The 24,733-nt window shown below is 74.0% G+C and carries 26 protein-coding genes; 12 read left to right on the top strand and 14 right to left on the bottom strand.

Annotated features, from left to right (window positions below):
* Nucleotides 1–24 precede the first annotated feature (24 nt).
* The 4 genes from GON04_RS24755 to GON04_RS24740 all read left to right on the top strand — a co-directional run bounded on the left by GON04_RS24755 (nt 25) and on the right by GON04_RS24740 (nt 2,433).
* Nucleotides 25–240: a hypothetical protein gene (locus tag GON04_RS24755; RefSeq protein ID WP_157400611.1), complete on the top strand. Its 216-nt coding sequence runs from the start codon at nt 25–27 to the stop codon at nt 238–240.
* A gap of 98 nt (nt 241–338) precedes the next feature.
* A complete protein-coding gene (locus tag GON04_RS24750) occupies nt 339–530 on the top strand; it encodes a hypothetical protein (RefSeq protein WP_157400610.1) in 192 nt (63 codons plus the stop codon).
* 999 nt (nt 531–1,529) lie between these two features.
* Nucleotides 1,530–1,808, top strand: a complete 279-nt coding sequence (locus GON04_RS24745; protein WP_157400609.1) for a hypothetical protein — start codon at nt 1,530–1,532, stop codon at nt 1,806–1,808.
* 103 nt (nt 1,809–1,911) lie between these two features.
* Nucleotides 1,912–2,433 carry a hypothetical protein gene (locus tag GON04_RS24740; RefSeq protein ID WP_157400608.1) on the top strand — a complete coding sequence of 174 codons (522 nt, stop codon included), beginning with the start codon at nt 1,912–1,914 and terminating at the stop codon, nt 2,431–2,433.
* 9 nt (nt 2,434–2,442) lie between these two features.
* Here GON04_RS24740 and GON04_RS24735 read toward each other — a convergent pair whose 3' ends face one another.
* The 8 genes from GON04_RS24735 to hutU form a co-directional block, all read right to left on the bottom strand.
* Nucleotides 2,443–3,282 carry an ABC transporter ATP-binding protein gene (locus GON04_RS24735; RefSeq protein ID WP_157400607.1) on the bottom strand — a complete coding sequence of 280 codons (840 nt, stop codon included), beginning with the start codon at nt 3,280–3,282 and terminating at the stop codon, nt 2,443–2,445.
* A complete protein-coding gene (locus GON04_RS24730; protein WP_157400606.1) occupies nt 3,261–4,040 on the bottom strand; it encodes an ABC transporter permease in 780 nt (259 codons plus the stop codon). Before GON04_RS24730 ends, GON04_RS24735 begins: the two co-directional genes overlap by 22 nt.
* A gap of 127 nt (nt 4,041–4,167) precedes the next feature.
* Nucleotides 4,168–5,112, bottom strand: coding sequence for an ABC transporter substrate-binding protein (locus tag GON04_RS24725; protein ID WP_157400605.1), 945 nt, complete (start codon nt 5,110–5,112; stop codon nt 4,168–4,170).
* Between the two features lie 51 nt (nt 5,113–5,163).
* The gene (gene hutH / locus GON04_RS24720; RefSeq protein ID WP_157400604.1) at nt 5,164–6,726 is read right to left on the bottom strand and encodes a histidine ammonia-lyase; all 1,563 of its coding nucleotides are present in this window, start codon (nt 6,724–6,726) and stop codon (nt 5,164–5,166) included.
* Between the two features lie 3 nt (nt 6,727–6,729).
* A complete protein-coding gene (locus tag GON04_RS24715; RefSeq protein WP_157400603.1) occupies nt 6,730–7,695 on the bottom strand; it encodes a tripartite tricarboxylate transporter substrate binding protein in 966 nt (321 codons plus the stop codon).
* Nucleotides 7,695–8,492, bottom strand: coding sequence for a phosphate/phosphite/phosphonate ABC transporter substrate-binding protein (locus GON04_RS24710; protein ID WP_157400602.1), 798 nt, complete (start codon nt 8,490–8,492; stop codon nt 7,695–7,697). Before GON04_RS24710 ends, GON04_RS24715 begins: the two co-directional genes overlap by 1 nt.
* 9 nt (nt 8,493–8,501) lie before the next feature.
* Nucleotides 8,502–9,515: an ornithine cyclodeaminase family protein gene (locus GON04_RS24705; RefSeq protein ID WP_157400601.1), complete on the bottom strand. Its 1,014-nt coding sequence runs from the start codon at nt 9,513–9,515 to the stop codon at nt 8,502–8,504.
* On the bottom strand, nt 9,515–11,221 hold the full coding sequence (gene hutU / locus GON04_RS24700; RefSeq protein WP_157400600.1) for a urocanate hydratase: 1,707 nt from the start codon (nt 11,219–11,221) through the stop codon (nt 9,515–9,517). The genes GON04_RS24705 and hutU overlap by 1 nt, the downstream gene beginning before the upstream one ends.
* 87 nt (nt 11,222–11,308) lie before the next feature.
* On the opposite strand from hutU, the gene hutC reads away from it, so the two are divergent.
* Genes hutC through GON04_RS24675 form a run of 5 tightly spaced genes read left to right on the top strand, consistent with a single transcriptional unit; the run spans nt 11,309 to nt 15,958 of the window.
* A complete protein-coding gene (gene hutC, locus GON04_RS24695) occupies nt 11,309–12,043 on the top strand; it encodes a histidine utilization repressor (RefSeq protein WP_157400599.1) in 735 nt (244 codons plus the stop codon).
* Nucleotides 12,044–12,098: 55 nt separating this feature from the next.
* Nucleotides 12,099–12,662, top strand: a complete 564-nt coding sequence (locus GON04_RS24690) for a HutD/Ves family protein (RefSeq protein WP_157400598.1) — start codon at nt 12,099–12,101, stop codon at nt 12,660–12,662.
* The gene (gene hutI / locus GON04_RS24685; RefSeq protein ID WP_157400597.1) at nt 12,659–13,870 is read left to right on the top strand and encodes an imidazolonepropionase; all 1,212 of its coding nucleotides are present in this window, start codon (nt 12,659–12,661) and stop codon (nt 13,868–13,870) included. Before GON04_RS24690 ends, hutI begins: the two co-directional genes overlap by 4 nt.
* Entirely contained in the window at nt 13,867–14,664 is a 798-nt protein-coding gene (gene hutG / locus GON04_RS24680; RefSeq protein ID WP_157400596.1) for an N-formylglutamate deformylase, read from the top strand. The genes hutI and hutG overlap by 4 nt, the downstream gene beginning before the upstream one ends.
* Entirely contained in the window at nt 14,657–15,958 is a 1,302-nt protein-coding gene (locus tag GON04_RS24675; RefSeq protein WP_157400595.1) for a formimidoylglutamate deiminase, read from the top strand. Before hutG ends, GON04_RS24675 begins: the two co-directional genes overlap by 8 nt.
* Nucleotides 15,959–16,417: 459 nt before the next feature.
* On the opposite strand, the gene GON04_RS24670 is transcribed toward GON04_RS24675, so the two are convergent.
* Nucleotides 16,418–17,407, bottom strand: coding sequence for a Bug family tripartite tricarboxylate transporter substrate binding protein (locus GON04_RS24670; RefSeq protein ID WP_157400594.1), 990 nt, complete (start codon nt 17,405–17,407; stop codon nt 16,418–16,420).
* A 183-nt stretch (nt 17,408–17,590) separates the two neighbouring features.
* Between GON04_RS24670 and GON04_RS24665 the strand changes: the two genes are divergently transcribed.
* Nucleotides 17,591–18,031: a DUF7673 family protein gene (locus GON04_RS24665; protein WP_157400593.1), complete on the top strand. Its 441-nt coding sequence runs from the start codon at nt 17,591–17,593 to the stop codon at nt 18,029–18,031.
* A gap of 194 nt (nt 18,032–18,225) precedes the next feature.
* On the opposite strand, the gene GON04_RS24660 is transcribed toward GON04_RS24665, so the two are convergent.
* The 3 genes from GON04_RS24660 to GON04_RS24650 all read right to left on the bottom strand — a co-directional run bounded on the left by GON04_RS24660 (nt 18,226) and on the right by GON04_RS24650 (nt 21,553).
* The gene (locus tag GON04_RS24660) at nt 18,226–18,810 is read right to left on the bottom strand and encodes a hypothetical protein (RefSeq protein ID WP_157400592.1); all 585 of its coding nucleotides are present in this window, start codon (nt 18,808–18,810) and stop codon (nt 18,226–18,228) included.
* Between the two features lie 50 nt (nt 18,811–18,860).
* Nucleotides 18,861–19,568: a lysozyme inhibitor LprI family protein gene (locus GON04_RS26635; protein ID WP_181653754.1), complete on the bottom strand. Its 708-nt coding sequence runs from the start codon at nt 19,566–19,568 to the stop codon at nt 18,861–18,863.
* A gap of 122 nt (nt 19,569–19,690) precedes the next feature.
* Nucleotides 19,691–21,553, bottom strand: a complete 1,863-nt coding sequence (locus tag GON04_RS24650; protein WP_157400590.1) for a PAS domain-containing sensor histidine kinase — start codon at nt 21,551–21,553, stop codon at nt 19,691–19,693.
* 119 nt (nt 21,554–21,672) lie between these two features.
* Between GON04_RS24650 and GON04_RS24645 the strand changes: the two genes are divergently transcribed.
* A complete protein-coding gene (locus GON04_RS24645; RefSeq protein WP_157400589.1) occupies nt 21,673–22,353 on the top strand; it encodes an alpha/beta hydrolase family protein in 681 nt (226 codons plus the stop codon).
* Nucleotides 22,354–22,362: 9 nt separating this feature from the next.
* Here the strand turns inward: GON04_RS24645 and ygiD are convergent, their stop codons facing one another.
* Entirely contained in the window at nt 22,363–23,253 is an 891-nt protein-coding gene (gene ygiD, locus GON04_RS24640; protein ID WP_157400588.1) for a 4,5-DOPA-extradiol-dioxygenase, read from the bottom strand.
* Between the two features lie 117 nt (nt 23,254–23,370).
* On the opposite strand from ygiD, the gene GON04_RS24635 reads away from it, so the two are divergent.
* Nucleotides 23,371–23,610: a DUF2630 family protein gene (locus GON04_RS24635; protein ID WP_157400587.1), complete on the top strand. Its 240-nt coding sequence runs from the start codon at nt 23,371–23,373 to the stop codon at nt 23,608–23,610.
* 12 nt (nt 23,611–23,622) lie between these two features.
* Here GON04_RS24635 and GON04_RS24630 read toward each other — a convergent pair whose 3' ends face one another.
* Nucleotides 23,623–24,666 (bottom strand): AraC family transcriptional regulator, encoded by a 1,044-nt coding sequence (locus GON04_RS24630; protein ID WP_157400586.1) that lies wholly within the window; start codon nt 24,664–24,666, stop codon nt 23,623–23,625.
* Nucleotides 24,667–24,733 lie beyond the last annotated feature (67 nt).

Here is a 24,733-nt window from a genome sequence, read left to right as displayed (position 1 = left end):
CCGCGCTGCAACACCCGGCCGCCCGTGACCACGGATTTCGACAACGCCCTCGCTGACTGGCACCGGGCCGACGCGGCCGCCTGCGAGGCCGAGGCGGCGTCGGCCGTGGCCGGTGGGTCGCCCGCCGGCGCGGACCCGGACCGGCTGCAGGCCGCGGCAAGGCGGTTGCGGCGCGACGCCGATGCCTTGCTTGCGGAACTGGTGCGGGCCCTCCACGACGGTGGGGAAGGCACGCCCTAGCTGGCGCCCAGTGCGGGGCTGACAGACGGCCGAGGTCTTGTCCGACACCGAGATGCAACAGGATTGGTCCAAATGCAACCCATGAAAGGAACCCGTCCATGAGCCAGGAGAGCGACTGCGGCAGCGATCGCCAGGCGATCGACGCGGACGAACGGGCACCCCTGTCCCGTTCGCGTTCCGGCGAGGGCCTGGAGAGCGTCATCCAGCACTTGCGCGAACATCGGGACGACAAGGCGCGCGAGCGGCTGCACGAGGGCGACAGCCTCGACGGGTCGCAGCCGGCCCGCTGAGTTCGCACGGCTCCGGCGGCCCATGCCGGAGCCGCCAGTCGGCGCCGCCGCGCCAACCGTCACGGCACCCATCTCCTTCCACTGGCTCGGCCGGCGTGCAGCAGCCGGTCACAACCCGGGTCCTGCCGAGTCTGTCGTGGCCGACGCCGCGGTCGGTGACTGTCCGACGCCCACCCCGCTTGGGAAAAAAGAACATTGCCGCCGGCCCCGCTTGAGGCGCCGCGCGGAAGGACTGCCATGAACACCCTGCATCGCAAGCTCGCAGTCGCCCTGCTGGTCACCGCCGTGACCGGAACGCTGGGCTTGGCCTGGCCGCCCGAAGCCATGGCCGCGGGAGGCGGCGGTGGGGGAGGCGGCGGTGGCGGCGGGGGTGGTGGCGGAGGCGGAGGCGGGGGTGGTGGAAGCGGCGGCGGTGGAAGCGGCGGTGGAGGCAGTGGCGGCGGCGGAAGTGGCGGCGGAGGTAGCGGTGGCGGCGGCAGCGGCGGTGGTGGCAGCGGCGGCGGAAGCGGTGGCGGCGGCAGCGGTGGCGGTGGCAGCGGCGGCGGGGGAGGCAGCGGTGGGGGCGGTGCCGGTGGCGGCGCCGGCGGCGGCGGAGCGGGTGGCGGTGGCGCCGGAGCAGGTGGCGGCGGTGCCGGAGCAGGTGGCGGTGGTGCCGGAGCAGGTGGCGGTGGTGCCGGAGCAGGCGGTGGCGGCAGTGCGGGTGCAGGTGCCGGGAGCGCCGGTGCAGGTGCCGGCGGGGGTGCAGGCAGTGCCGGTGCCGGCAGTGCGGGCGCGGGCAGCGCTGGTGCCGGTGGTGGCGCGGGCAGTGCCGCCGCCGGGTCGGCCGCGGCCGGCGCGGCAGCCGGGACCGGCGGCGGCACCGGACCGTCGGCGTCCAGTGCCGCGGCGGCCGGCGCGGCGCCTGCGGGCGGTGCTGGCGGCGGCACCGGGCCATCGGCGTCCAGCGCCGCAGCATCGACGGGGGCCGCCAATGGCGAGGGCAACGCCGGTTCGGCGGCGGTGGGGCCAGCCGACCCCGACGACGGGCTCATCATCCCGGCGGTGGTGTTCCCCACCGGCCCGATCATCCAGGGCGGCGTGCCGGCGGTGGCGCAGGGCGTCACCACCGTCCCGGTGCAGGGCACGCCCCTGCCGCCGGTCGATGGCACGCGCGCGATGGGCGCGGCGCCGGCGGCCGACTGGCGCACGATGCCGCCGAGCCGCGGCTACCCGAACGGCGTTCCCGAGTTGCGGCCCGAGTTCCTGCAACCGGTGTCCCCGGAACGCCCGTCACCCTGATGCGGCATGGCCCGTCCGGGCCATGAGGGCCCGGCGTGCTCCTACGGCCGGGCTACATGGGAAAACCGACCATGCGGGCACCCCAGGTCGGATGGAGGTCCCGATGAGACAACACACCGCGACCGGCGCAGCGCTGGCACTGGCGGCCCTGCTGGCCGCCAGCCAGGCCCTGGCCGCCGGCACCCCCACGTCCTCGTCACCGGCCCGCACGACGGCCACCCAGGCCACGGGCGCCGCCGCGCAGCCGAAGAAGGCCGAGGCGCGCAAGCCGTCGGCGCGCACCAAGACCGCAGCCCGCTCCACGTCCAAGGGCAAGGCCAAGGCGGCGCCGGCCGGCGCGCCGGTGCGCAGCGAGGAGCCGGCCCGGGGCAACGCGCTGGCCAAGGGAGCGGCCGGCAAGTCCGGCTCGTCCCACCAGGTCGCCAAGGGAACGCCGGCGGCCAAGGGCACGGGCGCGACCGCGCGCGCCACCTCGATGGCCGCCGCGTCACCGCGACCGGAGCCGCAGCTGTACATCCCGCCACCGCTGGGGCCGGAGCGCTACTACCCCCATGGCATCCCCGAGCTGCGGCCCGAGTTCCTGCACCCGCTGCCGGGCGACCCCACCGCCAGCGCGCCGCCCTGACGCCGGCAGTCAGGCGGCGGGCGGCAGCAGGCCGGCGGCGCGCCGGACCTCGACCCGGATCTCCTCGGTGAGGCGGGCCTTGAGGTCGGCGAAGGCCGGCGTGGTCTTCATCGCATAGTGGCGCGGGTGCGCCAGCGGCACCGCGAGGTCGCACTTGATGCGGCCCGGCCGCGCGCTCATCACGACCACCCGGTTGGCCATGACGATGGCCTCGTCGATGTCGTGCGTGACGAACAGCACGGTCTTGCGCTCGTCCTCCCAGATGCCCAGCAGCAGCTCCTGCATCAGTTCGCGGGTCTGGTGGTCGAGCGCGCCGAACGGTTCGTCCATCAGCAGGATGCGCGGGTCGTTGGCCAGCGCCCGCGCCAGCGCCGTGCGCTGCTGCATGCCGCCCGACAGTTGCTTGGGATAGTGGCGCTCGAACCCGGTCAGCCCGACCTTGGCCAGGAAGCGGTGCGCGATGGCGTGCTGTTCGTCCAGCGGCAGGCCCTTTTCGCGGAGGCCGAAGCACACGTTGTCGCGCACCGTGAGCCAGGGGAACAGCGTGTAGCTCTGGAACACCATGCCGCGGTCGGCGCCCGGCCCGGCCACCGGATGGCCGTCGAGCGCGACGGCGCCGCCGCTGGGCGTGTCCAGGCCGGCAACGATGCGCAGCAGCGTGCTCTTGCCGCAGCCCGAGGGGCCCAGGATGGTGATGAAGTCGTTCTCCTGCACCAGCAGGTCGGTGGCCTGCAGCGCGACGGTGCCGCCGGCGAAGGTCTTGCCGACGCCCGCGATGGCCAGCACCGGCGTGGCGGGCGCCGTGCCGGCGGAGCGCAGGCGGGTGCTCAACGGCTCAGCTGCGCCCATGGGAACAAGGTCCGGTTCAGTGCCTTGAAGGCGAAGTCGGTCACCAGCCCGATGAGGCCGATGACCAGGATGCCGAAGATGATCTGGTCGGTGGCCAGCAGCGCCTGGCTGTCGGTGATCATGTGGCCGATGCCGCTGGAGGCGCCGATCAGCTCGGCGACGATGACGTAGGTCCAGGCCCACCCCAGCACCATGCGCAGGGTCTCGGCGATCTCCGGCGCGCTCGCGGGCAGCAGCACGCGCGCCACCACCCCGCGGTCCTGCGCGCCCAGCGTGTAGGCCGCCTCGACCAGGTCGCGCCGGGTGTTGCCCACGCTCACCGCCACCATCAGCACCAGCTGGAAGAACGAGCCGATGAAGATGACGGCCAGCTTCTGCGCCTCGCCGATGCCGGCCCACAGGATCAGCAGCGGGATGAAGGCGGAGGCGGGCAGGTAGCGCGAGAAGCTGACGAAGGGCTCGAAGAACGCCTCCACCGGCTTGTAGGCGCCCATCAGCACGCCCAGCGGGATCGCGAGCGCGGCGGCGATGAGGAAGCCGCCGACCACGCGCCACACCGTCATGCCGATGTCGTGCAGGAACCCGTGCTGCGCGAGCAGCGTCCAGCCGGAGCGCACCATGGTCAGCGGGTCGGCCAGGAACTGCTTGGGCACCAGCCCGCCCAGCGTGGCGCCGGTCCAGGCGGCGAAGAAGACGACGAAGAAGGCGACGCCCAGCGCGAGCCGGGTGCCGGGGGCGACGGGGACGAGGGGTTTCATGGAGATCCTCGTCATGGCGGGCTCGACCCGTCATCCAGCCTTTGAAACGCCGTGTGCACCTGCGAGGCATGGACCCCGGCCTTCGCCGGAGTGACGTCGCCTGGGTGCTGCGCACCCCGTTGCGACGTCACTTCAGGAACCTCGTGTCGGCCAGCTTCGACAGGTCGGGAATCTGCTTGATGATGCCGGCCTCCAGCAGCAGGTCGGCCGCTTCCTTGCTGAAGGCGGCGTGCTCGCCGGCGAAGAACTTCAGGTTGGCCTCGCGGTCCTGCCAGCGCAGAAACTTCTGGCTGGCCTCGAACTGCTCGCCGCTTTGCTTGACGTCGGCGCCCATGATCTCGAAGCTCTTCTTCGGGTCCTTGCGGATCATGTCGACCGCCTCGAAGTAGCTGTCGGCCAGCGCCTTGGCGGCCTTAGGGTTGTCGGCCAGGAACTTGGGCGTGCAGCCGAAGGTGTCCATCACCATCGGGTAGTCCAGCGTGGTGGCGATGATCTTGCCGGCCTCGGGCTTGGCGCGCACCGCCGACAGATAGGGCTCGTAGGTCATGGCGGCGTCGAGGTCGGCGGTGCCCGCGATCATGGCGTTGGCGGCGGGCTGCGGCTCGAGGTTGACGATCTTGACGTCCTTGGGCGTGAGGCCGTTCTTCTTCAGGATCCAGGCCAGCGCGAAGTAGGGCGAGGTGCCCGGCGCGCTGGCGGCCACGGTCTTGCCCTTCAGGTCGGCGATCTTCGCGATGCCCGGCTTGACCACCATGCCGTCGGCGCCGTACGACTTGTCCAGCTGGAAGATCTGGGTGGTGGCGACGCCGTTGGCGTTCCAGCCGATCCAGGTCTCCACGGTGGTGGCGGCGCACTGCACGTCGCCCGAGGCGATGGCCAGGTGGCGGTCCTTCTGCGGGATCTTCTTGATCGACACGTCCAGGCCGTTCTTCTTGAAGATGCCCGCCTCCCGGGCCAGCGTGAGCGGCGCGAAGCCGGTCCAGCCGGAGATGCCGATGGCGAGCCTGGTTTCCTGCGCGTGCGCGGTGGCCGCGGCGAGGGCGACGAACGTGAGGGCGAACAGCTTCTTCATGGGTTTCTCCTTCAAAAGGCGGGACGGTGGCTGGTGAACTCCATGCACGCCTCATGCCAATCGCAGTGCGTGCAAGGCCGGGATGTGGCGCTCGGTCGCCCGGCCCAGGTCGCCGGTGGCCACCAGGTGGTGCACGGCCTCGATGTCGCGTGCCAGGCTGCGGTCGGCCTGCAGCGCGGGCGACACGCTGCGCAGCAGGCGCAGCACGCCCTCCAGCGGCGGCGCGCTGAGGAGCGGGCGCAGGAAGCCGATGCCCTGGGCGGCGGCCAGCAGCTCGATGGCGACGATGCGCGAGGTGTTGTGCAGCATCGGCTGCAGCCGGCGCGCCGCGAAGGTGGCCATGCTGACGTGGTCTTCCTGGTTGGCCGAGGTGGGCAGGCTGTCGACGCTGGCCGGATGGGCGAGCGACTTGTTCTCCGAGGCCAGCGCGGCGGCAGTGACGTGGACGATCATGAAGCCCGAGTTGAGGCCGGGCTCCGCAGTGAGGAAGGGCGGCAGGCGCGAGACCACCGTGTCGACCAGCATGGCCACGCGGCGTTCGGCGATGGCGCCGATCTCCGCAATGGCCACCGCCAGCGCGTCGCAGGCCAGCGCCACCGGCTCGGCGTGGAAGTTGCCGCCGGACAGCAGCTCCCCGCCGTCGGTGAACACCAGCGGGTTGTCGGTGACGGCGTTGGCCTCGCGCACCAGCACCTGGGCCGCGTGCCGCATCTGGTCGAGGCAGGCGCCCATCACCTGCGGCTGGCAGCGCAGGCAGTACGGGTCCTGCACGCGGTCGTCGTTGTTCAGGTGCGAGCGGCGGATGGCGCTGCCCTCCAGCAGCGCGCGGTAGGCCGCCGCGCAGTCGATCTGGCCGGGCTGGCCGCGCACCGCGTGGATGCGCGGGTCGAACGGGCCGTCGCTGCCGCGCGCGGCGTCCAGCGTGAGCGCGCCGGCGATGACGGCCGCCTCCAGCAGCCGGTCGGCCGCCAGCAGCGCATCGAGCGCCAGGGCGGTCGACACCTGGGTGCCGTTGATGAGGGCCAGGCCTTCCTTGGGGCCGAGCTGCAGCGGCTGCAGGCCGGCGCGCCGCAGCGCCTCGGCGCCGGGCAGGCGCTCGCCGTCGAGCAGGGCCTCGCCCTCGCCGACCAGGGGCAGGCACAGGTGCGCCAGCGGGGCCAGGTCGCCCGAGGCGCCGACCGAGCCCTGCGCCGGCACGATGGGCAGCACGCCGCGGTTGCACAACGCCAGCAGGCCGTCGACCACCTCCTCGCGCACGCCGGAATAGCCGCGCGCCAGGCTGGCCGCCTTGAGCAGCAGCACCAGCCGCACCACGCGCCCGGGCAGCGGCTCGCCGACGCCGACCGCATGCGAGCGCAGCAGGCGCAGTTGCAGCAGCGCCAGGTCGTCGCGCGCGATGCGCTGCGTGGCCAGCTTGCCGAAGCCGGTGTTGACGCCGTAGACGGGTGCCTCGCCCTCGGCGGCCCGCTGCACCAGGGCGGCGCTGGCGCGGATGCCTGGGCGGCAGTCGTCGGCCAGCACCAGGGGCAGCTGCGGCTGCTCCCAGATGGCGCGCAGCTGCCCCAGCGTGAGGGCGCCGGGTGCGATGCGGTGGCTGGGGGCGGGCGCGGCCATGGCTCAGTCGGGCTTGATGTTGCGCTTGCGGACCACGTCGGACCAGCGCACGGACTCGGCCGCGATGCGCGCGGCCAGCTGCTCGGGCGTGCCGGTGCCGGCCTCCATGCCGAGCGCGGCGAACTTCTCGCGCGTGTCGGGCCGGGCCAGCGCCTGGGTCATCTGCTCGTGCAGTTTGTCGACGACGTCCCGGGGCGTGCCGGCCGGCGCCATCAGCGCGTACCAGGACACCGCCTCGAAGCCGGCCAGGCCCTGCTCGGCGACGGTCGGCACCTGCGGCAGCGCCGTCGAGCGCTTCAGGCTGGCCAGGCCGATCGGGCGCAGCCTGCCCTGCTGGATGAAGGGGACGGCGGCCGAGGCCTGGGCGAACATCATGCTCACCTGGCCGCCCACCAGGTCGTTGAGCGCCGGGCCGGTGCCCTTGTAAGGCACGTGCACCAGCTTCACGTTGCCGTCCAGCGCGAGCAGCTCGCCGGCCAGGTGGGCCTGGCTGCCGGCACCGGGCGAGGCGAAGCTGATCGACTCGGGCTTCTGGCGCGCCAGTGCCAGCAGCTCCCTGAGGTTGGCCACCGGCAGCCCTGCATGGACCACCAGCACGTTCTCCACCGTCGCCAGCAGCGCCACCGGCGCCAGTTCCGAGGCCTTGTACGGCAGGCTGGAGAACAGCGAGGGGTTCACCGCGATGTTGCCGACCGGCACGATGCCCAGGGTGTAGCCGTCGGGCGGCGCCTTGGCGACCAGGTCGACGCCGATGTTGCCGGCCGCGCCGACCTTGTTCTCCACCACGGCCGCCTGCCCCAGGCCGTCGGCGATGGCCTGGGCGGCCAGGCGGCCGAGCAGGTCGGCCGGGCCGCCGGGCGCGAACGGCACCACCACCCGCACCGGCCGGCTGGGGTAGGGCTGGGCCTGGGCGAGCGGGGCGAGCGTGGTGGCCAGGGTGGCGGCCAGGGCGAGCAGCAGGCGTTTCATCAGAGGTCCTCGAAGGCGGTGAGCGGTCCGGGGTCCGCCAGGGCGGCGTAGTCGCGCGCCGGCGGGGCCGCGAACCCCGCTAGCAAGAGCAGTGCGCAGTCGGCCGCCAGTTCCGGCGCCTGGGTGGCGGCGTGCAGGGCGGCGCGCACGGCGTCGAGCTCGCCGGCCGCCAGCGGCGCGGTGGCCACGAACGGCGGCAGCGGCCGCCAGGCCGTGGTGGCGACGGTGCGCACGCGGGCCGCGAACGCCGGGTCCTGGCGGCGCAGCTGGTCGTGGTACCAGCTGTCCAGCGGACCGACGTCGATGGTGCCGGCGGCCAGCGCGTCGATGACGCCGCGCGCGTTGACCAGCCCGCCGACGGTGCGCGCGTACAGGCGCGGCCGCCGCGCGCTGCGGAACGGCTGCAGGTGCAGGTTGAAGGCGACGCCGCCCGAGAGCGAGTCGGCCAGCGTGTAGCCGGCCACGCCGCCGAACGTGTCCTGCAGGACGCGGTACGGGGCGCCGGCCCGCACCACGATGTCGGTGCAGTAGACCGGGCGGCCGCCGTAGCGCCCGGGGCTGGGGATGGGCGCGGCCACCAGCTGCGCCGGCGGCTGGCGGCGCGCGAACGGCAGCCCGCACATCAGGGCCAGGCCGAGGTCGTCGCGTGCCCACAGCGCCGACAGCGGCGCCGGCGCGTCGTGGTCGATCACCTCCCAGGGCAGCCCGGCCTCATCCAGCGCCCAGCGCAGGATGCGGTGCCAGGCCGCCTTGCCGGCCGGCGTGGCCGAGTACATGCGGGCGTTGGCGACCGGCATCGCGGGCCTTCAGCGGAAGCGCAGGACCTGGCCGATGCCGCGCGCGGTCGCCTTGCGCAGCATGAAGGCGCCGAGCGCGATGTCCGACAGCGACAGCCCGCGGTGCCAGAACAGGTTGGTCTCGCCGTCGCTCTCGCGCCCGGGCTTCAGGCCGGCGACGATCTGGCCCAGCTCGGCGTGCAGGTTGCCCTCGTGGAGCCGGCCGCTGTCGACGTGGGCGCGCAGCGCGCCGAACGGGCCGGACCTGGCCTGGCCCCAGTCGTCCATCACCATCTTGTCCATGATGTCGGTGAGCGAGAGCTCCACCGCGCTCATGGTGCCGTAGGGGATGACGCAGGCGCCCTTGCGGATCCACTCGGTCTTGAGCAGGGGCGCCGGCTGGTCCAGCCGCGACGCCTCGACCACGATGTCGGCGCCGCGCACGCACGACTCCCAGTCGTCGGTGACGGTGATGCGCTTGCCCAGGTCCTGCTCGAGCCGGGCGGCGAAGGCGTTGCGGCTGTCCGGCCGGCGCGAATGCACCCGGATCTCGTCGAACCCGAAGATGGAATCGAGCAGGCGTACGTTCCAGTACGAGGTGCCGCGCGCGCCGATGTGGCCCAGCACCTTCGAGTCTTTGCGCGCCAGGTGGCGGGCGCCGATGGCGGTGACGGCGCCGGTGCGCATGTCGGTGATGTCCGAGGCGTCGATGATGGCCACCGGGGCGCCGGTCTGCGGGTCGAACAGGTTGAGCACGGCCAGCTCGGATGGCAGGCCGCGCTCGTAGTTGCGGTAGTAGTCGCCCACCACCTTCACGCCCGCCAGATGCAGCGGCCGGATGTAGCCGCGCAGCACGTTGAAGTGGCCCGGGTAGTCCTTCTCGGGCACCAGGTGCATGCGCGGCTCGATGGTGGCCTGCCCCAGGCCCTGTGCGCGCAGGCCGTCCTCCACCGCCTGCACGATCTCGGCGTCGGTGAGCGCCAGCGCCTGCACGTCGGCGTGGTTCAGGTAGTGCAGGTCGATGCGCGGTGCGTCGCTCGCCATCAGGCCCCCAGCATCGGCAGCTGCAGGCCGTGTTCGCGCGCGCTGTCCAGCGCGAGCGGATAGCCGGCGTCGGCGTGGCGCATGACGCCGGTGGCCGGGTCGTTCCACAGCACGCGGCGCAGCTTCTCGTCGGCGTCGGCGCTGCCGTCGCACACGATCACCACGCCGGCATGCTGCGAGTAGCCCATGCCGACGCCGCCGCCGTGATGCAGGCTCACCCAGGTGGCGCCGCTGGCGGTGTTGAGCAGGGCGTTCAGCAGCGGCCAGTCGCTGACGGCGTCGCTGCCGTCGCGCATGGCCTCGGTCTCGCGGTTGGGGGAGGCGACCGAGCCGCTGTCGAGGTGATCGCGGCCGATGACGATGGGCGCCTTCAGCTCGCCGTTGCGCACCATCTCGTTGAAGGCCAGGCCGGCGCGGTGGCGCTCGCCCAGGCCGATCCAGCAGATGCGCGCCGGCAGGCCCTGGAAGGCGATGCGCTCGCCGGCCATGTCGAGCCAGCGGTGCAGGTCGGCGTGGTTGGGGAACAGCTCCTTCATCTTCGCGTCGGTCTTGCGGATGTCGTCCGGGTCGCCGGACAGCGCCACCCAGCGGAACGGGCCGATGCCGCGGCAGAACAGCGGCCGGATGTAGGCCGGCACGAAGCCGGGATAGGCGAACGCGTCGGCCACGCCGTGGTCCAGCGCCACCTGGCGCAGGTTGTTGCCGTAGTCGACCACCGGCACGCCCAGGCGGTGGAAGGCCAGCATGGCCTCGACATGGCGCGCGCACGAGGTGCCGGCGGCCTGCTGCAGCGCGGCGTGCTGCGCCGGATCCTGCTGCGCCGCCTGCCACTGCGCCACGCTCCAGCCGGCCGGCAGGTAGCCGTTGATGGTGTCGTGCGCCGAGGTCTGGTCGGTGACGATGTCGGGCCGCGGGCCGCCGGCCTGCGCCCGGCGCGCCAGCTCGGGCACCAGCTCGGCCGCGTTGCCGCACAGGCCGATGGACACCGCCTCCCGGCGCGCCGTGTGCTGCTGCAGCAGCGCCAGCGCCTCGTCGAGGTCGCGCGCCTGCTTGTCGAGGTAGCGGGTGCGCAGGCGGAAGTCGATGCGGCTTTGCTGGCACTCGATGGTGAGCGAGCAGGCGCCGGCGAAGCTGGCAGCCAGCGGCTGGGCGCCGCCCATGCCGCCCAGGCCGGCGGTGAGCACCCAGCGGCCGGCCAGGCTGCCGCCATAGTGCTGCCGCCCCATCTCGGCGAAGGTCTCGTAGGTGCCCTGCACGATGCCCTGGGTGCCGATGTAGATCCAGCTGCCGGCGGTCATCTGGCCGAACATCATCAGCCCCTGGCGGTCGAGTTCGTTGAAGTGCTCCCAGCTGGCCCACCGGGGCACCAGGTTGGAGTTGGCGATGAGCACGCGCGGCGCGCCGGCATGGGTGCGGAACACGCCGACCGGCTTGCCCGACTGCACCAGCAGCGTCTCGTCGGGCTGGAGCTTGCGCAGCGTCGCGAGGATGGCCTCGAAGGCCGGCCAGTTGCGGGCGGCCTTGCCGATGCCGCCGTAGACGACCAGCGCGTCGGGGTTCTCGGCGACGGCGGGGTCCAGGTTGTTCTGGATCATGCGCCAGGCGGCTTCGATTGGCCAGTTGGCGCAGTGCAGCTGGCTGCCCCGCGGCGCGCTCACCGGGCGGGGCCCGGCGGCCAGGAAGGGGGCGGCGGACAGGTCGGACATGCGGCTCTCCCAGTTGTCTATACAACCCACGGTCCGCGGCAGGATAGTTGTCTATACAAGACGTGTCAACGCGGGTATCCTCGCCGCATGGCCAAGGACCGATCCGACCCGCCGCGCCCGGCCGACCGGCCGGCCTACGAGCAGGTCAAGGACTGGATCCGCGGGCACATCGCCCGCGGCGACTGGAAGCCCGGCGACCCGGTGCCCAGCGAGGCGGCGCTGATGGCCCGCTTCGCCGTCAGCCGCATGACCGCGCACCGCGCGCTGCGCGAGCTGGCCACCGAAGGGCTGGTCACGCGGGTGCAAGGCTCGGGCACCACGGTGGCGCAGCTGCACCGCATCAGCTCGCGGCTGGTCATCCGCGACCTGCACGAGGAGGTGGCCGAGCGCGGCCACGTGGCCGGCACCCGGGTGCTCACGGTCGCGCAGGAGAAGGCGGGCGCCGAGGTCGCGGCGGCCCTGGGCCTGCGCAAGGGCGCCCGGGTCTTCCACACCGTGCTGGTGCACCTGGAGAACGGCGTGCCCATCCAGTACGAGGACCGCTACGTCAATCCGCTGGCCGCACCCGACTACCTGGCCACCGACTTCGCCACCACCTCGCCGACCTCGCACCTGCTGCGCTGCGCCCCGCTCACCGAGGCCAGCTATTCCATCGAGGCCTGCCTGCCCCGGGCGGCCGAGGCCCGGGCGCTGGCCATGACCACCGCCGAGCCCTGCCTGGTCATGGTGCGGCGAACTGTCAGCGGCGCCCATGTGGCCAGCATCGCCCGCCAGCTCTACCCCGCCAGCCGCTACAGCTTCACCGGGGCCTTCCAGGCATGACCCGGGCGTCCCTGCGCCGTTGCCCACCGTGCCGCCCGCGCGGCGCCGTCCTGCCATGACGACGGACTGGCAGCTGGTGTCGCTCGATGCCGCGCCGCGCCAGCCCTGGCGCAACGGCGGCGGCACCACGCGCGAGCTGCTCGCCTGGCCGCCCGGTGCCCCCTGGACCGTGCGGGTGTCGGTGGCCGACGTCACCGCCCCCGGCCCGTTCTCGCGCTTCGAGGGCATCGAGCGCTGGTTCGCGGTGCTGGAGGGGGCCGGCGTCGAGTTGCGGGTGGGCGGCGGCGCGCAGCGCCTGGACCCGGGCACCGAGGCCCTGCAGTTCAGCGGCAGCGCGCCGGTCGACTGCGCGCTGGTCGACGGCCCCACGCTCGACTTCAACCTCATGGCCGCGCCCGGCCTGGCCAGGCTGCGCCGCGTGCAGGGCCGCTGGGACTTCCGGGTCGACGGTCCGGCGCTGGTGGCGGTCTATGCCCATGCGCGGCCGGCCCGGCTCACCCTGCTCGAGACCACGCTCGAGGTGCCGCCGCGCCACCTGCTGTGGCGCCACCGCACCTGGCGCGCCCACGGCACCCTGGCCGGCGAGGGCGCGCTCTGGCTGGAGGCCCGCACGCCATGAGCCGCCAGCTCTGGACCCATGCCCGCCTGGCGACGCTGGCGCCCGGCGCCGCGGCGCCCTACGGCCTGGTCGACGACGGCGCGCTGGCGGTCGAGGACGGCACCATCGCCTGGGTCGGCCCGCGCGCCGAACTGCCGCCGGCCTGGCGCCGCGGTGTCGACGAGCACGATGCGGGCGGCGCCCTCGTCACGCCCGGCCTGGTCGACTGCCACACGCACCTGGTCTGGGCCGGCGACCGCGCGCGCGAGTTCGAGCTGCGCCTGCAGGGCGCCAGCTACGAGGCGATCGCGCAGGCCGGCGGCGGCATCGTGTCGACGGTGCGGGCCACCCGTGCCGCGAGCGAGGCCGAGTTGCTGGCGCAGTCGCGCCGCCGCCTGCGCGCGCTGCTGGCCGAGGGGGCCACCACCGTCGAGATCAAGTCCGGCTACGGCCTGTCGGAAGCGGCCGAGGCCAAGTGCCTGCGGGTCGCCCGCCGGCTGGGCGCCGAGGAGAGGGTGACCGTGCGCACCACCTTCCTGGGCGCCCATGCGCTGCCGCCGGAGTTCGCGGGCCGGCCCGACGCCTACATCGACGAGGTGGTGCGCATGCTGCCGTTGCTGCACGCGCAGGGCCTGGTCGACGCGGTCGACGCCTTCTGCGAGCGCATCGGCTTCTCGCTCGCGCAGACACAGCGCGTGTTCGAGGCCGCGCGCGCCCTGCGGCTGCCGGTCAAGCTGCACGCCGAGCAACTGAGCGACAGCGCCGGCACCCAGCTCGCGGCCGGCTTCGGCGCGCTCAGCTGCGACCACCTCGAATGGCTGGGCGAAGACGGCGTGCGCGCCATGGCCCGGGCCGGCACGGTGGCCGTGCTGCTGCCGGGCGCCTACTATTTCCTGCGCGACACGCGGGTCCCGCCGGTCGACCTGCTGCGCCGGCACGGCGTGCCGATGGCGGTGTCGACCGACTGCAATCCCGGCACCTCGCCCTGCACCAGCCTGCTGCTCATGCTCAACATGGCCTGCACGCTGTTCCGGCTCACGCCCGAGGAGGCACTGGCCGGCGCCACCCGCCACGCCGCGCGGGCGCTGGGCCTGGCCGACCGCGGCGTGCTGGCCGCCGGCCGGCGTGCCGATTTCGTGCTCTGGGACGTGGCCGAACCGGCGCAGCTGGCCTATGCCTTCGGCGCCAACCCCTGCCGCACCACCATCGTGGAAGGAACCATCCGATGACCATCGCCCTGCACCGCGGCAGCGTGCCGCTGCTGGTGAGCATCCCCCACATGGGGACCGGGATCCCCGAGCCGCTGCGCGCCGCCTACCTGCCGCGCGCACTGGCCACCGAGGACGCCGACTGGCACCTCGACCGCCTGTACGCGTTCGCGCGCGAGCTGGGCGCCAGCGTGCTGCAGCCGACGGTGGCGCGCTACGTCATCGACCTGAACCGGCCGCCCGACGACACGCCGATGTACCCCGGGGCCTCCAACACCGAGCTGTGCCCGAGCCGCTTCTTCACCGGCGAGCCGCTGTACCGCGAGAACGCCGGGCCGTCGCCGCAGCAGCAGCAGGAGCGCCGCGCCGCCTACTGGCAGCCGTACCACGACGCCCTGCAGGCCGAACTGGCGCGGCTGAAGGCCGCCCACGGCTACGTGCTGCTCTGGGACGCGCACAGCATCCGCGCCGAGATCCCCTGGCTGTTCGAGGGCACGCTGCCCGACCTGAACATCGGCACCGCCGGCGGCACCTCGGCCCACCCGTCGGTGACCGAGGCGGTGGCGCAGGCGGCCGGGCGTGCCAGCGGCTACACGCACGTGGTGAACGGCCGCTTCAAGGGCGGCTACATCACGCGCCAGTACGGCCGGCCGGCCGACGACGTGCACGCCGTGCAGCTGGAGATGGTGCAGCGGACCTACATGCGCGAGACGCCGCCCTACGACTGGGACGAGGCGCGCGCTGCCCGGGTGCAGCCGGTCGTGCGCTCCATGGTCGAGGCGGCGATCCAGGCCTGCCGCGCGCTCCATGCCTGAGCGCCTGTTCGCCCGGCAGGCCTGGATCGCGGGCGGGTGGGCGCACGACGTGCTGCTGGTGGCCGGCGCCGATGGCCTGTGGTCCGAGGTGCGGCCCGATTGCACGGCCGCCGGGCGGGCCGGCGCCGAGGTGCTGGACGGGGCCGTGCTGCCGGCGCTGGTCGATGCCCACAGCCATGCCTTCCAGCGCGCCATCGCCGGCCTCACCGAGCGCAGCCCGGTGGGCGAGGCCGACGACTTCTGGAGCTGGCGCGACCGCATGTACCAGGTGGCGCTCACGGTCTCGCCCGACGACGTGGAGCGCATCGCCACCCGGCTGTACCGCGAACTGCTGGCCGGTGGTTACGCCCACGTGTGCGAGTTCCACTACCTGCACAACGACCTCGACGGCCGCCCCTATGCCGAGCCGGCCGAGATGGCGCTGGCGCTGGTGCGGGCGGCGCAGGCGGCCGGCATCGGCCTGACGCTGCTGCCCACGCTCTACATGCGATCGGGCTTCGGCGCCGCCGGCCTGCGCGACGACCAGCGCCGGTTCGCCTCCACTCCCGAGGGCGTGCTGCGCATCGCCGAGCAGGTGGGCCGGCTGGGCGCCGGCGGCCAGGTACTGAACGCCGGCATCGCCATCCACTCGCTGCGCGCCGTCGATCCCGGTGCGCTGCGCGAGACGGTCGATGCCGCGCGCGCGGCCGGGATGCCGATCCACCTGCACATCGCCGAGCAGCAGCGCGAGGTCGACGATTGCGTGGCGCAGCACGGCCGGCGTCCGATCGCCTGGCTGCTCGAGCAGATGCCGGTCGACGCGCGCTGGAACCTGGTGCATGCCACCCACACCGTGCCGCAGGAGTTGCACGACCTGGCCGCGACCGGTGCGTCCATCGTGCTGTGCCCGACCACCGAGGCCAACCTGGGCGACGGCGTGTTCGACCTGCCGGCCTGGTTGCAGGCGGGCGGCCGCTGGTCGGTGGGATCGGACAGCCAGGTGGCGCGCAGCTGGGTCGAGGAGCTGCGGCTGCTGGAGTATTCGCAGCGGCTGGTGCGCCGCCAGCGCAACGTCGCGGCGCGCGCGGCCGGCCGCGAAAGCACGGCCGCCGTGCTGCTGGACGGCGCCCTCGCCGGCGGGGCGGCCGCCTGCGGCCTGGCCGCGCCGGCGTTGCGGGTGGGCGCGCGGGCGGCGTTCTGCGTGGTCGACGCGCCGCCGCCGCTGGTGGCCGGCGTGGCGGCGCCCGATCCGCTGGACGCGCTGCTGTTCGCCTCGTGCGCGACGGCGCCAGCGGTCCGGTTCGCGGGAGGTTGAGGGCGTGGCGCGGCGCGCGTCAGCGCGGACGTGGGGAGGCGCCCGGTCTGGGCGGTCCTGAGCCGCCATCCACCCCCGGCTCGCCGTGCCGGGCCGATCCGCGCTCCGGAGCTGGATGCCGGGTCAAGCCCGGCATGACGGGGAAGGGGGACGACGACAAGGGCGTCGTCGTGGCGGCCCGGACCCCGACGGCGGGAACGAAGCACTTCGTCATGGCAGAACGAGGGACTCGTCATGGCGGAACGAGAGACTCGTCACGGCGGGAACGAGAGACTCGTCAGTCGGGAACGAGGGACTCGTCACGCAGGAGCGAAAGACCCCGTCATTGCGGGCTTGACCCGCAATCCATCTCCGGGACGTCGAGCGACCCCGCCGGTGGACCCGGCGGTGCCGCGCAGGAGCGAGCCGACCAGCGACGCTGCGGCCGGCACCCGGCCAGCCGCAGCGCACCGCCAGGCGTCAGGTGTCCGCCGTGAAGCCGATCGTCTTGACGATGGGCGCCCACTTGACGGTGTCGGTGCGCAGCAGGCTGGCGAACTCGGTCGGGCTGCTGGACATGGCTTCCAGGCCGAAGGTGGCCAGGCCGTCGACCACGTCCTTGCTGGCCAGCGCGGTGCGCAGCGACGCGTTCAGGCGCGACACCAGTTCGGGCGCGGCCTTGGGCGGCAGGAAGAAGCCGAACCACTCGCTGTGCTGCAGGTCGCCGAAGCCCTGCTCGGTGTAGGTGGGCACGTCGGGGGCGAAGCGGCTGCGCTTGGCGCCCGAGGTGGCCAGGATGCGGACCTTGCCGCTGGCCAGGTGCTGGGTGAGGTCGCCGATCGGGCCGCTGACGGCCGGGATCTGGCCGCCCAGCAGGTCCTGCATGGCCGGCTGCGTGCCGCGGTAGGGCGCGTGCTTGAAGTCGAAGCCGGCCTTGATGCCCATCAGCGCGGGGATGAAGTGCGGCGTGGAGCCGGCCGCCGGCGAGCCGAAGGTGGCCTGGTTGGGATTGGCCTTGGCCCAGGCGATGAACTCGGACACGTTGCGCACGCTGGCCGGCACCATGGGGCCGACGGCGAAGCCGAAGTCGAACACGCAGGCCAGCGAGACCGGCGTGACGTCGGCCACCGGGTCGTACGGCAGGCGCTTGTAGATGTGCGGGTAGATGGTGAACATCGACGTCGGCGACTGCAGGATGGTCGCGCCGTCGGCCGGCAGCGCCTTGACGGTCTGGATGGCGATCTGGCCGCCGGCGCCGGTCTTGTTCTCGACCACCGCGGTGCGCGCGTAGTTGCCGGTGAGGGCCTGCGCCACGCGGCGGCAGGTGGTGTCGGAGGTGCCGCCGGCGGCGAAGCCCGTGATGATCTTCAGGTTCTCGATCTGCGCCTGCGCGTAGGCGTGGCGGCCGATGCCGGCCAGCAGGGCCGAGGCCCCGGTGGCCTGGAGAAGGTGGCGGCGGGAAATGGTCATGGACAAGCTCCTGTGCGGTCGGGATGCGGCATGCGCGCGAAACCGGGGATTGTCGCGGCGCGGCGCACCCCGTCGGGAGAGGGGAATCACCGAGGGTCCGGCGGCGACACGCCCGGCCGTTTCGCTTCATGTTGCGGCCCAGGTGCAGTACAACTGGACCACCGGGTTCGAAAAGGAACTGCCATGGCCAAGGCGGATCGCGAACGGCGGCACCAGGCGGTGCTGGCGCACATCGAGGGCGTTCAGCTGGTCACCGGGCGCGGCGACCACCTGCGGATCGACCACGAGGGCACGCTGCTCGAGCGGGCCCGCATGCTGGGCACCGAGCTGCGCTCGCACGAGGCCACCGAACGCGGGCTCGCCGCACTCGACCGCCTGCTGCAACGGCTGGAGGAACCCGGCGACCGCGAGGGCCCGGACGTCGCCCGCTTTGTCGACGCGGTGTGGCGCCACCGGCCGCTGCCGCTGGGCAGCCTGCGCGGCCTCGATGGCGCCACCGGCGACGACATGCTGGCCGTGCTCGACGCCTACCGCCACGCACGGCTCGACCTGGTCGAGCAGGTCGAGGGCGGCCCGCGCCGGGTGGCGCGCCTGATGGACCGCTGGGGCCGCGCGACGGCCTGAGCTCGCGGCAGCGCGGCAGCGCGACGGCGCGCCCCCAGCCTTGCTGGCCGAAAGGGCGCGCTCCGCCCCGGCCGCCCAGCCACGGCAGGGCCTCGCAGGCATGTCCGTTGCCCCCCCCACACGCATCGGCCGGCCCCGCGGGCCGACCTCCAGGCGGAACGCTGGCTGCCTCGGCCGTGGCCGGCTTCCATCCGTCACGAACCCATGAAAGGACTTCGCGCCATGACTTTCCATCCCACCCCCCTCGCGGCCCTCGTCGCCGCCGTCGCGCTGGCCACCGCCGGACTGGTGTCCGCGCAGACCCCGGGCGCCAGTGGCGGCTCCAGCGCCGGTCCCGGCATGGGATCGGGCACCAGCGGCAGCCCGGGCATGGGCTCCGGCTCCATGGGCAGCTCGCCGGGCACCACCACGCCCGGCAGCTCGGACGCCGGCTCCAGCGCCACGGCGCCCTGCATGAACCGCGGCAGCACGGCCATGGGCTCGTCCGGCGCGGCCGGCGCGGGCTCGCCGGGCATGGGCTCGTCCGGGATGGGGTCCTCCGGCATGGGCTCCGCCGGCATGGGGTCGTCGGGCTCGGCCAGCACCGCGCCGTCCGTCGGCAGTTCCTCCGGGGGCACCAGCGCCAGCAGCGCCGGCAGCAGCAGCACGATGGGCTCATCGGCCTCCGGCTCGGCGGGCGGTCCGGCCGACACCACGACCGGCCGCAGCCCCTCGACCGCCGGCGCGGCCCCGTCCGATGCCGCCGGGTCGACCCGTTCGCCCACCGCGTCGGCCGGCACCACCAACTGCTGACGCAGCGACGGCGGCGCCAGCGGCGCCAGGCGCCGCCTCAGCCGCCGCGCGCGCGCGCCGTCCCGGCGTCGACCAGCACCTGCATGTGCTCGCGGCGCTGCGCGTACCAGGCCAGCAGGCAGGCCTTGTCGCGGCACTCGGCCTCGCGCCGTTTCCACTCGCGGTCGCTGGTCCGGCGGAAGGCCACCGGGTCGGTCGAGAGCGAGAGCGCCGTCGCGGTCAGCCGGCCCAGCTCGCGGTCCAGGCGCGACAGTTCGGCATCGGCGCAGATCAGGCGTTCGGTGGGCGAGAGCTCCTTGCCGCAATCGAAACTCGGTCCCGTGGCGCTGCTCGTCGGCGGCGCAGTTGCCTGCGCTGCCACGGTGGCCGGGCGCGCCGGTGTCGTGCGGTTGGGGGCGGCCGGCTGCGAAGCGCCGGTCTGCCGTGGCGGCGCTGCCTGGCCGGCCGCCGCGGCGATGGTGGGCGAATAGGGCCAGGAAGTGGCGGCGGCGGGGTCGGGCGCCGGCGCCGGTGCCGGTGCCGGTGCCGGTGCCGGTGCCGGTGCTGAGGGCGGGCCACCCATGGTGGCCAGGGGCGCGGGCTGGCGCGCGGCCACCTCCGGCGTGGACGCGCGGTACCACGGCACGCTCCACAGCAGCCCGACGATGAACAGGGCGTTGACCGCCAGCGCCGCTGCGAGGCCGCGCCATCCCACCGGCGGTGGCGGCGGCGGATTGAAATCCTGGTTCGCGATCGCTGGATCCATGGCCGCGACGGAAGGGAGTGCGGGGAACCGATCACGATAGCCCGTCCGCGGCGGCTGGCGGGACGGCGTTGACACTTTGCTGCGCCCGTCACGCCTGGTCGCGCGGGCTCGGCCGCAGCGACTCAGCCGTCGGCCAGCGGCAGGCGGACGGTGAAGGTGCTGCCGCGTCCCGGCCCGTCGCTGCAGGCCTCGATCGTGCCGTGGTGCCGGTCGACCAGCTTGCGCACCAGCCACAGTCCGATGCCCAGCCCCGCCTGGGCCTGGTGGGGCGCGGCCGTGCCCTGGGCGAACAGGTCGAACACGCGTGGCAGCGTCTCCGCCGCGATGCCGCTGCCGTCGTCGCTGACCTGCAGCACGGCCTGGCCGCCCTCGGCCCGGGCGCTGACGCGCAGGTGGCCGCCGGGCGGTGTGTAGCGGGTGGCGTTGTTGACCAGGTTGCCCACCACCTGGGCCAGCCGCGTGGGGTCGCCGTGCAGCCGCAGGGGCTGCGGCGCCAGGTCGACCGCGAGGCTGTGGCCGGCCGCCTCGACGGCGCCCTGGCTGGCCTCCAGTGCCTCGGCGATGCATTGCTGCAGCGTCGTGGGCTGCAGGCGCAGCTCGAGCTTGCCGCGGCTGATGCGCGAGACGTCGAGCAGGTCGTCGACCAGCCGCACCAGGTGGCGGAACTGCCGCTCCATGATCTCGCGCGTGCGCTCGGCCTTGGGCGCCAGCTGCGACAGGCGCAGGATCTCCAGCCCGTTGCGGATCGGCGCGAGCGGGTTGCGCAGCTCGTGCGCCAGCGTGGCCAGGAACTCGTCCTTGCGGCGGTCGGCCTCGACCACGTCGGTGACGTCGGTCGACACGCCGCACACCGCGTGGATGCGGCCGCTGTCGTCGTAGAGCGGGAACTTGCTCGAGCGGTAGACGATCGTGCGGCCGTTCATGACCACCCGCTCCTGCACCTGCAGCGGCTCGCCGCTCTCGGCCACCTGGCGGTCGTTGGCACGCAGCTGGCGCGCGGCCTCGGGGCCGAACAGCTGGTCGTCGGTGGCGCCCAGGGCCTGCTCCGGTGTCAGCGCGGTCTGCGTGCGCCAGGCGTGGTTGAACAGGATGTAGCGGCCCGCCAGGTCCTTGGCGTAGACCAGCGCGCCGGCGCCCTCGATCACCGACTCGGTCATGCGCTGCGCCGCCCGCAGGCGGCTTTCGGCCTGGCGCTCGGCGGTGACGTCGCGCGCGGCGCAGAAGCCGCGGTCCGGGCGCAGCTGGCCGTCGACCTCGCTGAAGGTGACCTGCAGCCGGATGTGCAACCAGCGCACGATGCCGCTGGGCAGCAGGGCGCGCACGTCGATGGCCAGCAGTCCGCTGCCCGCCGGATCGGTGGTGGCGGCGATGGCCTCGACGTAGCGCTGCCGGTCGTCGGGGTGCACGCGGTCGAAGATGGCCTGCCTCGGCACCACCATGTCCTGGTCGCCCAGTTCGATCAGCCGCGCCAGCTCGGCCGAGATGTGGTTGCGGTCGTGGCGGTAGTCGATCTCCGCCATCACCAGGCCGGCGGCCTGGATGCCCATGCGCAACTTGAGCCGGTCGGCCTCGCGCTCGGCATCGGCCTGCTTGCGCCGGGTGACGTCGCGCGAGATGCCCAGCACGCCGACGATGCGGCCGTCCGGGTCGCGCAGCGGCATCTTGCGCGCCAGCCAGAAGCGTTCTTCGCCGCCGGGCGTCCGGATGGCCTCCTCGCGCTCGAGCACCCCGCCCGAGGCGATGACCGCGCGGTCGTTGGCCATCAGCCGCCGGGCGAGGTTCTCGTCGGGCTGGATCTCGAGGTCGGTGCGGCCGATCACCTCCTCGGCCGGGCGCCCCATCGCCGCCAGCATGGCGGGGTTGGCGAACTGGTAGCAGCCCTGCAGGTCCTTGGCGAAGATGACGTCGTCGGTGGCATCCGCGATGGCATGCAGCAGGGCGCTGGGATCGTCGAAGAGGGAGGAACCTTGCTGCTGGCTCGTCATGCGGCCATTGTGGTCCACGGCCGCGGCACCGCCTTGCGCTGCCGCAGGTGCCGGGGCCCGTGTCCGGCTCGCGGCTGCTCCCGCTGGCTCGGCCGTCCGTGATCCGCTACCGTTGCGGCATGACCCCTGCGCCGCTCCCCCTGGACGTGCCACTGCCCGGTGGCGACAGCCTGCCAGGGTTGCTCGACGGGCCGGCCGCTGCGCGGGCCGGCCTGGTGCTCGGCCACGGCGCCGGCGCCGGCATGGCGCATCCCTTCCTCGCCCAGCTGGCGCAGGGACTGGCCGCGCGTGGCGTCGCGGTGCTGCGCTACCAGTTCCCGTTCATGGCGCGCGGATCGCGCCGGCCCGATCCGCCGGCGCTGGCGCAGGCGGCCGTGCGCGCCGCCGTGGCCGAGGCCGCGCGGCGCTGGCCGGGGCTGGCGCTGTTCGCCGGCGGCAAGTCGTTCGGGGGCCGCATGGCCTCGCAGGCGCAGGCGGCCGAGCCACTGGCCGGCGTGCGCGGGCTGGTGTTCGTCGGCTTTCCGCTCCATCCGGCACGGCAGCCGTCCATCGCGCGCGCCGAGCACCTGCAGGCCGTGCAGGTGCCGATGCTGTTCCTGCAGGGCACGCGCGACACGCTGGCCGAGCTGCCGCTGGTCACCCAGGTCGCGCAGGGCCTGGGCGAGCGGGCCACGCTGCACGTGGTCGACGGCGCCGACCACGGCTTCGAGGTGCTGGTGCGCTCGGGCCGCACCGACGCCGCCGTGCGCGAGGAACTGCTGGAGACGATGGCCGGCTGGATGCTGGCGCGCGCTGCCTGAGCGCCCGGCTCAGCCCCAGACCACCGAGCGCATCGACAGCGAGCCGCTCTGGAAGCCGAGGTTGAACTGGCGCACGCGCTCGCCGGGAGCGACCGCGCCGACCGCATGCAGCAGCGGCAGCCAGTGGTCGGGAAAAGGATGGGCCAGCTGGGCCTCGGCGCCGCGCGCCTGGAAGCCCGCCAGCGCGGCGCCGTCGGCCCGCTCGATCAGCGGCGCGGCCCAGGCGTCGAACGACGCCGCCCAGTCGTAGGCCTGGTCGGGCGCTCCGCCGCGCTGGACGGCGCGCAGGTTGTGCACCACGTTGCCGCTGCCCACGATGAGGACGCCGCGCTCGCGCAGGGCGCGCAGCTCGCGCCCTGCCGCCAGGTGCTCCTGCGGCGGCCGGGCCATGTCGAGGCTGAGCTGCAGCACCGGGATGTCGGCGCGCGGGAACATCGGCTTGAGCACCGACCAGGTGCCGTGGTCGTAGCCCCACTGGCGCTCGTCCGGGCGCAGCCGGCGGCCGCGGGCCGCCGCCACCAGGTCGCGCGCCAGCGCCGGGGCGCCGGGGGCCGGATAGCGCTGGTCGAACAGGGCCTGCGGGAAGCCGCCGAAATCGTGGATGGTGGGCGGCCGCTGCATGCCGGTGACCCACCAGCCGTCGGTGAGCCAGTGGGCCGAGATGCACAGGATGGCGGCCGGGCGCGGGTGCTCGGCGCCGAAGGTGCGGCCGAGCGCCTCCCACTGCGGACGCCAGGGGTTCTCGGTGATGACGTTCATCGGGCTGCCGTGGCCGACGAACACCACCGGCAGCCGGGGCGTCTTCGGCAGCGCGGCCAGGCCGTCCAGGGCGGTGGCGGCGCGGGCACCGGTGGCCAGCAGCGCCGCGGCGCCGGATGCAAGCAGGTCTCGTCGGTTCAAGTGCCCCTCCCCGGGCTTCGTGTGTCCAAGCTGGACAGGCCGGCGGGGCCAAAGTTCCCGGGCCCGTCCGGGTGGTCGGCGGCGTACGATGAAGGGTGCGAGTTGCAGGAGATCCGCATGAGCACCACTGACAAGGGCATCCTGGACCACATCTCGGAACTGGTCGACGAGGAGCACCGGCTCCTGACCGAGCGCGGCGACCCGCAGGCGAAGCACGCGCGCCTGAAGCACGTCTCCGAACAGCTGGACCAGTGCTGGGACCTGCTGCGCCAGCGGCGCGCCAAGCGCGAGTTCGGCGAGGACCCCGACAGCGCGCAGGTGCGCGACCCACGCACGGTGGAGAGCTATCGGGGCTGAGCGCGCCGCGGCTCAGCGGCTGGCGCGGAACGCGCCCGGCGCCACGCCCACCTGGCGCCGGAACGCGCGCGCGAAGCTCTTCTCGTTGCGGAACCCCACGGCCGCCGCCACCTGCTTGAGCGGCTGGCGCGTGCGCAGCAGCAGGTCCCGGGCGCGTTCCAGCCGCACCTCGTCCTTCAGCTGCTGCAGGCTGGCGCCCTCGTCCTTCAGTTGCCGGTGCAGGGTGCGGGGCGAGACGTGCAGCAGGCCGGCCAGCGCCTGCGCGGTGTGGCCCTCGCCCGGCTGGGTGGCCAGGGCCTGGCGCACCTGCGCCGCCAGCAGCCGGTCGCGCCGGTACTGCAGCACGGTCAGCTGCAGCGCCCGCTGGCGCAGCAGCTGGCTGAGCGCCTTCTCGTCGCGCCGCACCGGCAGCCGCAGGTAGTCGGCGTCGAAGCGGATCACCGCCGCAGCGCCGCCGCCGAACTGCAGCGGCCCGCCCGGGAACATGTGGCGGTAGGCGTCGGCGTGCAGCGGGGCGGCGAACGGAAAGCTCGCCCCGAGCAGCGGGATGCGCGAATCCACGTACCAGCAGGCCAGCCCGTGGATGTTGCGCAGGATGAAGGCGATCGACAGCTCGCGCACCTCGGCCGGCAGCGGGCGCCGCTCCTCCAGCGTGATCGACGCCGCGGGGCCGGCCACGGCCAGCGCGAGCCGGATGTCGTCGGTCAGCAGCCCGTGGTGCCGGCACCAGCGCTTGAGCGCCGTGCCCAGGTCGGGCGCCGTCAGCGAGGCGCGGGCGAGCAGGCCGTAACTGCCCCAGGGCAGCTTGCGGCCGAAGGCGCCCAGGCCCTCGTCGTCGCGTTCCTGCATCGCCGCGGCCGCCAGCACCTCGAGCTGGCGGGCCGTCATGCGCCCGTCCGGCTGGCGCAGCTGCGCTGGCGTGATCTGTGCCAGCTTGAGGGCTGCGTCGGGAGCCAGCCCGTCGCCCCGGTAGGCCGCCACGATCGCTCGTGCGAACGCCATCGGCGTGACGGCCGCAGGGGGGCCGGCGGAGGGCTGCGGGCGTGGGGCAGGCATGGACACGAGTGTGGCAGGATTTGCACCCCATCGGACGCGCCGTACCGGGCCGTGCTGGCGTAGGCTT

It is taken from the genome of Ramlibacter pinisoli (genome assembly GCF_009758015.1).
Classification (GTDB): domain Bacteria; phylum Pseudomonadota; class Gammaproteobacteria; order Burkholderiales; family Burkholderiaceae_C; genus Ramlibacter; species Ramlibacter pinisoli.
Note: the sequence above shows the minus strand (reverse complement) of the source record. Positions and strands in the feature narration are given on the sequence as shown.